Annotated in this window: 11 protein-coding genes and 1 pseudogene; 8 read left to right on the plus strand and 4 right to left on the minus strand. The window is 72.4% G+C overall.

The annotated features are described in order from the left end of the window. Positions 1–19: 19 nt before the first annotated feature. Positions 20–502 (minus strand): helix-turn-helix domain-containing protein, encoded by a 483-nt coding sequence (locus IQ279_RS25795; protein WP_206351727.1) that lies wholly within the window; start codon positions 500–502, stop codon positions 20–22. A 684-nt stretch (positions 503–1,186) separates the two neighbouring features. Between IQ279_RS25795 and IQ279_RS25800 the strand changes: the two genes are divergently transcribed. From IQ279_RS25800 to IQ279_RS25835, 8 genes and pseudogenes are all read left to right on the plus strand, one after another. Next, positions 1,187–2,092 carry a helix-turn-helix domain-containing protein gene (locus IQ279_RS25800; RefSeq protein ID WP_206351728.1) on the plus strand — a complete coding sequence of 302 codons (906 nt, stop codon included), beginning with the start codon at positions 1,187–1,189 and terminating at the stop codon, positions 2,090–2,092. Between the two features lie 2 nt (positions 2,093–2,094). After that, complete coding sequence (locus IQ279_RS25805) at positions 2,095–2,787, plus strand: zinc finger domain-containing protein (protein WP_206351729.1); 693 nt, start codon at positions 2,095–2,097, stop codon at positions 2,785–2,787. A gap of 125 nt (positions 2,788–2,912) precedes the next feature. Next, positions 2,913–3,560, plus strand: coding sequence for a WhiB family transcriptional regulator (locus IQ279_RS25810; RefSeq protein ID WP_206351730.1), 648 nt, complete (start codon positions 2,913–2,915; stop codon positions 3,558–3,560). After that, positions 3,557–5,092: a hypothetical protein gene (locus IQ279_RS25815; RefSeq protein ID WP_206351731.1), complete on the plus strand. Its 1,536-nt coding sequence runs from the start codon at positions 3,557–3,559 to the stop codon at positions 5,090–5,092. The genes IQ279_RS25810 and IQ279_RS25815 overlap by 4 nt, the downstream gene beginning before the upstream one ends. Then, positions 5,089–5,280, plus strand: a complete 192-nt coding sequence (locus IQ279_RS25820; protein WP_206351732.1) for a hypothetical protein — start codon at positions 5,089–5,091, stop codon at positions 5,278–5,280. Before IQ279_RS25815 ends, IQ279_RS25820 begins: the two co-directional genes overlap by 4 nt. 446 nt (positions 5,281–5,726) lie before the next feature. After that, complete coding sequence (locus tag IQ279_RS28900; protein ID WP_372445239.1) at positions 5,727–6,236, plus strand: plasmid mobilization protein; 510 nt, start codon at positions 5,727–5,729, stop codon at positions 6,234–6,236. 15 nt (positions 6,237–6,251) lie between these two features. After that, a complete protein-coding gene (locus IQ279_RS25830) occupies positions 6,252–7,976 on the plus strand; it encodes a relaxase/mobilization nuclease domain-containing protein (RefSeq protein WP_206351734.1) in 1,725 nt (574 codons plus the stop codon). Positions 7,977–8,060: 84 nt separating this feature from the next. Next, positions 8,061–8,503: pseudogene (locus tag IQ279_RS25835) on the plus strand (hypothetical protein). A 322-nt stretch (positions 8,504–8,825) separates the two neighbouring features. Here IQ279_RS25835 and IQ279_RS25840 read toward each other — a convergent pair. The 3 genes from IQ279_RS25840 to IQ279_RS25850 form a co-directional block, all read right to left on the minus strand. Next, positions 8,826–9,650 (minus strand): SPDY domain-containing protein, encoded by an 825-nt coding sequence (locus tag IQ279_RS25840; protein WP_206351735.1) that lies wholly within the window; start codon positions 9,648–9,650, stop codon positions 8,826–8,828. Between the two features lie 15 nt (positions 9,651–9,665). Continuing rightward, the gene (locus tag IQ279_RS25845; protein WP_206351736.1) at positions 9,666–9,956 is read right to left on the minus strand and encodes a hypothetical protein; all 291 of its coding nucleotides are present in this window, start codon (positions 9,954–9,956) and stop codon (positions 9,666–9,668) included. 120 nt (positions 9,957–10,076) lie between these two features. Continuing rightward, positions 10,077–10,430, minus strand: a complete 354-nt coding sequence (locus IQ279_RS25850) for an SPDY domain-containing protein (RefSeq protein WP_206351737.1) — start codon at positions 10,428–10,430, stop codon at positions 10,077–10,079. Positions 10,431–10,592: the final 162 nt, after the last annotated feature.

Raw genomic sequence — 10,592 nt, forward strand, 5'->3', positions numbered from 1 at the left:
CCGGATGAAGTCGGCCGCGTCACTCCCCAACTTCATCAAGCCCTTCCAGCCGACGCGCCTGCTCGATCACCGCCGTGATCATCTTCAGGCTGTCGGCCGAGAGGCCGTTGGCGCGCAGCGCGAGTCCCCGGACCTCGCTGTCTCCGACGGTCGCGATCAGCTCCATGGAGGCGCGGATCCTCTCGGACTCCTCGGCGTCGAAGTCGGGGAAGAAGTACTGGGGCGTGACATGGAAGTGACGGGCCAGGGCTTCGACGGTTCGCACGGTCGGATTCGGCTTGGCACCGGAGCGGAGCTGCGAGATGGCGCTCTCCGAGATCGTCAGGCCGTCCGCCTCACCGCCCTCGCGGATGGCCCGGGCGACCTCGGCGTTGGTGTACCGCTTGCCCGTGGCCGGGTTCCTCACCGTTTGGAAGAGGTAGTTCAGCTTGTCGGCGAGAGTCGGCTGCCGAGCGCCGGCCGCGCCCACGGACGCCTCCGCCGAGCCCCCGGGCTCCACCATCGCCGACTCCTCCCGCCTGTGCACTGGAGCCCGGACGATACTTCAGTGCAGATCTTGGGGTCAATCAGCGAGGCGGAACACTGCAGTGTTGACATGCAGGGATCACTCTGGCGTATGTTCCAGTCACAGCAACACCGAAGTGTTGAAGCGTCGGGTGGGTGCACGCAGCGTGTCACCCTCTGCGGCGTCCGCCGCACCCCCTACGCAAGGACCACTCATGGCCGCCTACGCCTCTTCACGCAAGGCCGTGCGACTTCTACAGGGTTCAAGAACCAACTCTGGATCTTGGCGCAGGGCCGCGCGTATGTTCGTCGTCCCTCGGGCAGCCCGCCCGCCACGACGAGCGTGAGGAACAGCGGCATGCGCACACCCCGGGCCCCGTAGGCCCGTGTACAGCGACGGCGCCCGAGAGCGGCAACTCCCGGACGCCGGACGCTTGAACGGCACAACCCGCCCCGGCAAGGGCGGAGATCGCCACCATCACCACGCTGATCCCTTCCAGGGGGCGTCTCAGCGTGGCAACACCAAGGGAGATTCTCGCATGCGCTCTGTCCTGCGCAAAAGGCCCGACGACCCGGCCTGCGCGGCAGCCGCCCGCCTCTCCGACCCCGCCCGCCGACGACATCACAGCGCTCCGGCCACCGCGCCGGCGCGCGCCTCCCACCCGGCGGACGGGAGCAGCCGATGAGCGTCAGCGCCCGTGAGTGGGTGTGGGAACGCAGCTCCAGCAAGGGCACCGCGCGTCTGGTCCTGCTGTCGATCGCCGACCGCGTACCGGACGAGCAGTGTGCCGCCTGGGCCTCGCTCGCGAGCCTGGTCGAGCGCACGAACGCGAGCCGGACGGCGGTACGCGACGCGCTCACCGCGCTCACCGGGAGCGGCGAACTCCAGGTGCTGGAACACCTGCAGGGCCCGCAGCGCACCACCGTCTACCGCCTGCCGCGGGCAGCCGCATGGCTGGCCAAGGTCGCGGAGGCCCGGCGAGAGGATCCGGACCCGTACGTCGAACCGCCGACGGACTCGGACCCGGTGCCCGAGCTGGACGAGACCAGGCTCCGGCGGTACGGGATCTGGCCCAGGGAGGGCGGGGAATCCGCGCCCTCCCGGCGGAATCCGGCCGGTACACAATCCGGCACCTCACGACGGGATCCGACCCCTCACCGTGCCGGAATCCGGCCCCAGCGGGGTACAGGATCCGACCCCCAGAACCGTAGAGAACCGAAGGTGAACCGTAAAGGCAGCAGTGGTGGTGCCGCCGTCACCTCGGCCCACGACTGGCGGATCGACCCCGCCACCCAAGCCTGGGCCCGCCGACAGGGCCACCTCGACCGCCTCGGCGAGGACGGCCTGGCCGCCGCCGACGCGAAGTGGCGAGCCCACCGGGCCGACCGCGGGCCCCGCCCCGCCGACGCCTGGGCAGCGGACTGGCGCTCCTGGATCGCCCGGGAACACCCTCCGGCCCACCCTCATCACCTCTACGCCCTGCCCGGCAAGGGCGGACCCGCCCCCGCCTGCGGGATGACCCGCGCCGAGGCCCACACCGCGGCCCTTCTCGCCGCCCTCGACGAGCCGACCGGAACGGAGAAGTAGCCGTGGACCGCCGCGAAACCGCCGCCCTGCTGGCCTACATCGGCCGACTCGACCCCCGCACCATCCGCACCGACCAGGGCGAGGCCCGCGACCAGCTCGCCCAGTGGCACGAGCTGCTCGCGGACGTGCCCATGGCCACACCGCACGGCTGGGACGCCCGTGTCGCCGCCCGGGAGCACATCCGGGTCTCGCCGTATCAGATCCTGCCCGCGGACGTCGCCCGCCCGTGGGAGGCCTACCGGCGCGACCGCCTGCAGCGGCATACCGACCCGCCCCCGGCGGCCGACCCGGACGACCAGGCCGCCTGGACCGCCGAGCTGGTCAGCACCCGGCGCGCCGTGGCCTCGGGGAACGCCGAGCCCGCACACCACCGGCAGATCACCGGCGGCCGGGTCAGTCCCGACCTGGAGGAGAGGCTGCGGCAGATCGGCTCCTGTATCCCTCCGGAGGCCCGGGCCGCCCTCGCGCCCTACCGGCCCACCCGGGCGGCTCGCGAGGCGGCCATCGCCCAGGGGCGGCCCGACGCCCTGTCGGTGCGCTGCGAGTGGTGCCACGCACGAGTGGGAGAGCCGTGCCGTCGCCGACGGGTCGGCCCCGACGGCAATGCGCGCGGCAGTGCACCCCGCGCCACCCCGCACCCCGGCCGCTTCGACCTCGCGGCGGCCCGGCAGACCCCGCGAACCGCGATCGCCTGACCGGCTCGCCTCGTCCCCGTCCCACCGGGCCGCGGCACCCGCTCCGCGCCGCGGTCCGCACCAGACCCCGCACCCGCCGGCCGCCGACCGTGACCGGCCGGTGCGGCAGCACACCGGAGAGCACCTTGCGTCACATCACCACCCACGACGCGCCGGCCACCGGCCTGCGAGCCATCGGCGACACCAGCTGGCACACGTACGGCGTGTGCCACGGCATGGACCCCGAGGACGCCGACGCCGTCTTCTTCCCGCTCCCCCGCGACCACGAGGCCATCGCCGAGGCGAAGGAGCTGTGCGGCCTGTGCCCGGTCCGCCGCGACTGCCTCGACTTCGCCCTGGAGAACGTCCTGAGGGAGGGCATCTGGGGAGGGCTGACCGAGGCCGAACGGCGCCCCTGGCACGACGGCCTGCCCCAGCGCCTCGACTACGACCGCGTGGTCGCGTTCTTCAACGGCCGCGACGTGCACCTGACCGAGGCCGAGCGCCAGGTCGTCATCGACCACGCCTACGTACGGGGCTGGCGTACCGACCGGCTCGCCTGCGCCCTCCAGATCAGCCACAAGCACGCGCGCGACCTGCTGCGGCAGGCGGCCAACAAGGTCTTCGACCGCGACCGGAACCTCGGCGTGCCGAGGCGCGGGAACAACAAGAGGCGGAAGCAGACGGCCCCGGCCGGCGACCGTCCCGCGGCCGCCGGCCCCGGCACGAAGCCACCGGTGCCCCGCCCGGCGAAGTCGGTCCCCGCGACCGCCCCTCTCGGAAAGGCTGCATGACCCACCTCCTGTCCTTCGGTGCCGCACCGGACCTGCCCCTCCTCCTCACCGCCGGTGTTCTCGTCGCCGCCGCGGCCCTGGCCTTGACCGGCTGGGCGGTCCGGCGGCGTGGGAAACTCCCGCGGAAACGTCCCGGCAGCCCGGCGGTCAAGGTCGCAGCCGTCGCCGCGCTCGGCTGCACCGCCTACAGTGCCGACACCAGCTGGCGCTTCGCCGCCGACTACCTCGACATGGCCGGCACCGCCGAGCGCGCCGCGATGTTCGGCGCCGCCGAGCTGGCGCTCTTCGCGACGGCCCTGATGGCCCGGCAGAACCTGGCGACCCAGGGAGCTCCGGGGCTGCCGGGAACTCTGGTCTGGGTCATCACCGGCGTACAGGTGATCCCCGCCTATGCCGAGAGCGGTCCGGTCGGCGGCACGGTCCGCGCCTTCGTCGGGCCGATCATGGCGGCGATGCTCTGGCACCTCGCCATGGGCATCGAGCTGCGCCTGCGTACTCCCGGAGCCGCTTCCCACGGCCTGATCGCCACCCTCGGGCGGGAGGCACGCGAGCGGCTGCTGTCCCGACTGGGCATCGCCGCGCGGGACCGCGACGCCGCGCAGATCACCCGTGACCGCGCCACCGCCCGCGCCGTCGCCCTCGCCGCCCGCCTCGCGGAGCGCACCCCGAAGCAGCAACGGAACTGGCGCGGTCGGCGCCTCACACGCCGGTTGTCGAAGGCGATCGGGAAAGCCTCGGTCGGCACGGACCCCGCACAGCGCGCCGAACTGCTCGACCAGCTCGCCGCCCGCCGACACGCACTCGCGCTCGCCACGGTCCCCCTGCCCTCCCCCTGGTCCCCACATCACGACCACGACGGGACCGCCACGGTCCCCGCACCGACCGGCCGAAGCGCCACGACCGCCATCGACGGTCCCCGCGTCACGTCCGAAGCCACTGGGGACCGGGGACCGTGCAATGGGCGGGGACCGGTCCCCGGTCCCGGGGACCACAGCACGGGGACCGGGGACCGTGCTGCGAGGTCCGGGGACCGTGAAGCGGGGACCGCGCCGGGGGCCGGGGACCGTGTGAGCGATGGACGGCTTGCACTCGAACCCCCTGCTCAGGGCCCCGAACCGTATCGGGGACCAAGAGGCACCGAGTCGGGGACCGCCCCCACCGAAAACCAGGGACCGAAGGACACCGGCACGGGGACCATCCCCACCGGGGACCGGGGACACAAGGCCCCCCTCAAGCGGAAGCCGACCCCGAGGTCCAAGAGCAGCAAGTCCGGTGGCCGGTCCCACACCCCTCAGACGCCGCGGTCGCCGCGCGAGCCGGAGCAATCCGTGGAGGACCTCGTCAAGCAGGTCCTCCCCCACGTCCCCGCCCTGCTCGCCCGGGACGGCAACGCAGCCATCACCCGCGTCCAGCTACGGGAGATCCTCCGACGGGAGGGCCTCAAGGGCGGCCGGAACGACCGACTGAGCCTTGTCCTCGCACAACTGCGGAGCGAGGCGAGCACCACGAGAACAAGGAGCACCGCTCGATGAAGACCTGCCGCCGCTTCGCGGCCATCCGCGAAGAGTACGAGCGCGAGATCGCCTTCCTGAACGCCCACTCCAAGCGGCACGCCGGCAAACCGTCTGCGAAGTCCAGCGCGAAGCACGCCGCGTCGGCCAAGGCGCGGATGGCCCGAGTGCTGACCGGCCACGTCGGGCGCTGCCCCGAGTGCGGCTGACCGGAAGGACGACAGGTCAAAGCTCCTACCCCCCAGGTGGCCCGGTTCACGGCCGGGCCACCGCCCCGCTCCAGGAGGCTTCGCGTGATCCCCCGCTCCATCTGCTCCTCCACACCCGCGACCACCGAGGCCGTCACACGGGCGGACCCCCCGGTCCACCGGCGGCTCCCGCGTACCGCGGTTCTCACCCCGAACGACGGGCGGCTCGTCCAACACGCTCCCGGCGAACCCGTCCACGTCCTCACGGAGCCTGCCGATGTCGTCGAGCAGGCCGCCGGCGTCCAGCACCGTATGTGCTCCCCGAGGCCCCGCATCCGATGATGAATCCCAACGACAACGGCACCGCCCCGGAACCCTCGTCTGACCCCAACCCGGTCCCGAGCGGAGCAAGTTATCCCCTTGGATACTCCGCTTTGAGCGGAGTATCCAAGGGCTCCCCTGCCCCGATGGTGCAGGGAACCGCCCGGCGCCGGGGGACGCCTGACGAGGAGGCTGCGACCGAGGGCGGATCGCAGCCCCAGGGAGAAGAAGGGGGCCATGAGCAAGCTGCACCACTCCCCGCCCCGCCGCCGCCTCGTACCCGACGCCGCAAGTACCAGCGCCGCCGACGCCCTCACGTCCGCAACACGCGCTTCAGCGATGACGAACTCACCCGTGTGACCGCCGGCGCGAAGGCCGCCGGTCTGACCGTCGCCGGTTTCCTCGCCCGTTCGGCCCTCAGCGCCGCTCGTGACCCGGACCGGGCCGCGAGCATGGTCGCCGGGGAGCGAGAGGTGATCGCGGAGTTCTTCGCCGCCCGTCGCCACCTCGGTCACGTCGGCAGCAACCTCAACCAGGCTGCCCGCGCGATCAACTCCGGGGCCCACCCTCCCGAGCTCGACGCCGTCATCGCCGCCACCGAGCGCGCCGTCCAACGTGTCCAGCACGCCACCGAAAAGCTCCTCCACCAGGACTAGGAACACCTCACCGGCATGATCCCCAGGATCCACAAACGCGGGCAGCGCACCCTCGGCCTCCTGCACTACCTGTACGGGCCGGGCAAGTACGAGGAGCACACCGACCCGCATCTGGTGGCCTCCTGGGACGGCAACGCCCCCGACCCCGGCCGCGACGGGACCGCCACCCTCAAACAGCTCCAGCGACTCCTCGACCAGCCTCTGGGGAACATCGACGCCTCCGAGCAGCCGGGCAAGCACGTCTGGCACCTGTCCGTCCGCAACGCCACCGAGGACCGCGTCCTCACCGATGCCGAGTGGGGGGACATCGCCCGCCGCATGGTCGCCGCCGCCGGCATCGACGACCCCGGGCCGGGCGGCGCGGGCTGCCGGTGGGCGGCCGTGCGGCACGCCGACGACCACATCCACATCGTCGCCACCCTCGTCCGCGAGGACGGCTACAAGCCCGGCCTGCACAACGACGCCGCCCGCGTCCAGGCCCAGGCTCGCGCCCTGGAGGCCGAGCTGGGCCTGCGCCGCCTCAGCAAGGGGGACCGCACCGCCGCGAAACGCCCCACCAGCGCCGAGCGCCACAAGGCCAAGCGCCAGGGCCGGGAGCGCACCGCACGGGAGGAGCTGCGCGAGACCGTACGCCGCGCGGTGGCCGGAGCGGCCGGTGAGACGGAATTCTTCGACCGGCTGGCCGCCGCAGGCCTGCTGGTCCGCAAGCGTGTCGCTCCCTCCGGTGATCTGCTCGGCTACAAGGTGGCCCTGCCCGACGACCGCAACAAGGACGGCGAGCCCGTGTTCTACCCCGGCGCCCGCCTCGCCCCGGACCTGTCGCTGCCCCGGGTCCGGGAGCGCTGGTCCGCCGACGACCGCGGCCAGGGGACCTCTACGGCGGCTCCGGCCTCGCCTCCGGTGCCGGGCGGTCCGGCCGCCGCGCGCCGACAGGCCGCGTCGGCCGCGTGGACGGCACTGCCGCCCATCGAGCACGGCGAGGACTCGGTCGCCGCCGCGTACATCGCCGCCGCGGGCGAGGTCCTGGACGCGCTGGCGCAGACCTCGGCCGCCCACACCCGCCGCGAGCTGCGCGATGCCGCCTTCGCCTTCGAGCGCGCCTCCCGTTCCCGTGTCCGCGCCGAGCGCGGACACGACCGGGCGCTGCGGCAGGCCGCCCGCGAACTCGTCCGCAGTGGTCCCGCCCTCGGCCGGGGCGAGGACGGTGCCACGACCGCGATGGCGATCGACATGCTGTTCTTCCTCGTCACCGCCACCGCGCACTGGCACGCCAAGAGGGAGCACGCCCAGCAGGCCACCGCGGCCAGCCGTGCCGCCGAGCACCTGCGCGCCGCCTACCAGGCCGCCGCCGCCCAGCCACTCGGCGCTCTCCACCAGCGTGGCCGGCGCCTGGCCCGCCCTCTGCTCCGCCGACAGGCGGCGGTGCTGCGCACAGCCCTGCCGGAACACGCCGAACAGATCCTCGCCGAGCCCGGCTGGTACGCGCTCGCCGCCACCCTCACCGACACCGAAGCCGCCGGCCACGACCCGACCACGCTGCTCGCCGAGGCCGCCGGGCGGCGGGAACTCGGCACGACGGAGTCCGTCAGCGATGTTCTGGTGTGGCGGCTGTGCAGGACGGCCGAGCTGCCCACCGACACCAGCGGCATGGCGGTCGGCGAGCGAGCAGCCAAGCAGTCGACGCGCCGTGCGGAGCAGAGAGCACCGGGCCGGCCCAGGTCCCGGCACGGGCGGTCGTGACTGTGGAGTCTGTGAATTGAAGCTGGGCGGGGAATCGCGACACGATCATGACGCGTGCAGGACGAGACAAGGGAGGACGCGAGGGTGTTTCACCGGATACGCCGCCGTGCGGAGGGGTCCGACGAGTTGCAACGCCGGCACCACGAGGCGTACGTGCGGCTGGCCGGCCGGGTACCGCCGGAGGTCGAGCGGATGCGGGCCGCCGAGCAGCCCGCCGAGCCGGCGCCGATGGTGGACGACTTCCTCCCGCCGGAACTGCGTGTCCCCAGCCACGACCAGCTCGATGGCCGGATGATGCCCTGGCCGTGGCCGATCACCCTCGACGGCGAGATCGTCGCCTGCGTCGAGTGCGGCGCGTACCGGGGATGGCTCGCCTCTCCACCCGCGACCAGATCTGGCTTCGCTGCCAGGCCGGGCATCAGCAGTACGAGGCTCGTCTCGACACCGCCTGGTACAACCGGCACGCCGGCCCCGCGGACGCGCACCACGAAACGTTCGAGGACTGCCTGCGGCACCTCGGCCGCTGACCTCCGCTGCCGCAGGCGGCGAGGACAACGTGGTGAGGCAGACCGCGATCCGGGACGGCAGCGTGCTGCCGATCGTCTCCGGCCCACCCGCTCCCGTCGGCCGGCACATCGGCAAGGCTCTCGCCGAAGTGGCAACACCCCGCTGACGCACCGCCCAACGGAGTCTCCGGCCGACCAACCGAAGTGATGGCCGGAGACTCCGCCGCGCTCTGTCAGCGGGGCACGGTTCCGTGAACTCCAAGGAGCCGGAACAGCGTGAAGTCCGGCTTCTCCGATCGGAGGGGCCGGACTTCACACATCGGGTCGAGGAAGGCGCTGGTCCTCAGTCGGCCGGAGCGCGCAGAAGCCGATCCCGGGTGCTCTCGGGCAGCACTCGGCGCAGGACCGGTGCGGTGGAGCTGAGGGAGCCTGCGAACGCGGCGACGAGGTCGTGCGGCACGCCGGCCCCGAAGGACGCGGCCCACAGGCACCGGGCAGCGACCCCGGGCTCCGCCCACGCCTGCCACCCGGGTGGCCCCGCCATCTCACCGGCTTCGGCCACCAGAGCGCGCGGGTCGGCGTCCTGGATGAGGGGCGGTACCTCGCCGAGGCCGAGATGGGAGGTGAAGGTCGGATCGACCGCTCCCCCGCCGGGCCGGTCGACGTCACGCAGCCAACCGTGCGCGGTGACGGCGTCGAGGACCGACTCGGGACCGGCGAACGGCGCGGTGGGCTGCTCGCGGGCATCGAGCGCGACGAGGAAGTCCACCAGAACCTCCCCTGGGACGTCGGGGGTGAAGTAGGCCGACCACTGAGCGAGCGGGCTATCGGTGTCCGCGCGAGCGGAGATCTGCCAGGCGATCGGCAGATCCCCCAGATGAAACGGCTCGTCCGGCAGGGCCCATTGGGCCCACCGGAGGGTGTCGGGGCTGATGTGCAGGACGGTGCTGCGCAGGACCTGCCGATCCTCCGGCGCCTCGTCCGGCTCCTGTCGTCCGCGGACGATCATCAGGCTCGTCCAGCCGAGACCGGCGAGTGTGTCGGCGACGGCGTCGTAGAGGCGTCCGTCGTCACCGGCCAGGTATCGGGGACCGACCCAGTACGCGGGCTGAACGTTGTTCGGGGCGGACGGGTCGAGCAGGAAATCGGGGTTCAGGGGCGCCTCCAAGAGCTGGGTGCGGGTCTACCGGCCACCGGCGGTGCGGCGGGGCCGGCGCGGCGGTGCCTGGACGGGAGCCTGCCAGGCCAGGGCTACGGCGACCTCGGGCGGCAAATGGCCGAGTTGGGTGTCCGCGTCCCGGCCTTCGGCGAGGTAGACGACGGGCAGCCCGGTCCTGTCCGTGGCCTGGACGACCTGTTCGAGGCGGTGCGCCATCGGGAAGAACGGGTTCATCGCCTGCCGTACCGGAGCGTTGCGGTCGCAGGCGGACAAGCGGTCGATGAGATCGCCGACAGTCATCTCCGTGTGCTCCACGGACAGCCTCCTTGCAAGAGGAAAAGCGAGTGGGGGTGACGGGCTGCGGCGCCGCCGATGAGCCGGAGAGGAAAGAGGAAAGCAGTCTCCAGTAAGGACCTCCGGCTCGGGCTTCTGGCGTTACACACGCCGGGAAGTCTTCAGCACGCGCGCTACGGCGGCAGCGACGATATCGGCTGGCGTCTCGGTTCCGAAGGAGATGTGGTATCCGGGTCCCTTGGCCGTTCCGGTGACGGCGATCTTCCAACCCTCCCCACTGGTTCCGGGGCGGCCGAGCGGGAACCAGCCGAGATAGAAGCGACCGTCCTTGGAATTGACGTGCACGTCAGCTCGGTCGTCTACGACCAGACTGAAGTCCTGTCCGCTGAACTGGTCGAGCACGAGGGTCGGCTGGCCTGGGTCGAGCTGCCACTCGCGCAGCCGCAGAGCCCCGACGGTGGTGGAGAATGCAGGGGTCACGGGAGCCACGGTCACAAGCGATCACCTCTTTGACCTGGAGTTTTCCGGGAAGGTCGTCTAGGTTGGCATGCCCCTACCCCGCTGGCCAGTCCTCCGTGGATCTTTCCCGTCTGCTCCCGGCGAACTTGTCTCTTCTCAATGAATTTAGTCGCTGCGGGTGCTGCTGACCTGGGCGGT

Origin of the sequence: Streptomyces verrucosisporus, from assembly GCF_017114865.1 — a bacterium.
GTDB lineage: Bacteria > Actinomycetota > Actinomycetes > Streptomycetales > Streptomycetaceae > Streptomyces > Streptomyces fenghuangensis.

Coding starts and splice junctions, on each gene's coding strand:
- IQ279_RS25795 (WP_206351727.1), bottom strand. CDS start 502: ATGGTGGAGCCCGGGGGCTCGGCGGAGGCGTCCGTGGGCGCGGCCGGC.
- IQ279_RS25800 (WP_206351728.1), top strand. CDS start 1,187: ATGAGCGTCAGCGCCCGTGAGTGGGTGTGGGAACGCAGCTCCAGCAAG.
- IQ279_RS25815 (WP_206351731.1), top strand. CDS start 3,557: ATGACCCACCTCCTGTCCTTCGGTGCCGCACCGGACCTGCCCCTCCTC.
- IQ279_RS25820 (WP_206351732.1), top strand. CDS start 5,089: ATGAAGACCTGCCGCCGCTTCGCGGCCATCCGCGAAGAGTACGAGCGC.
- IQ279_RS28900 (WP_372445239.1), top strand. CDS start 5,727: ATGGTGCAGGGAACCGCCCGGCGCCGGGGGACGCCTGACGAGGAGGCT.
- IQ279_RS25830 (WP_206351734.1), top strand. CDS start 6,252: ATGATCCCCAGGATCCACAAACGCGGGCAGCGCACCCTCGGCCTCCTG.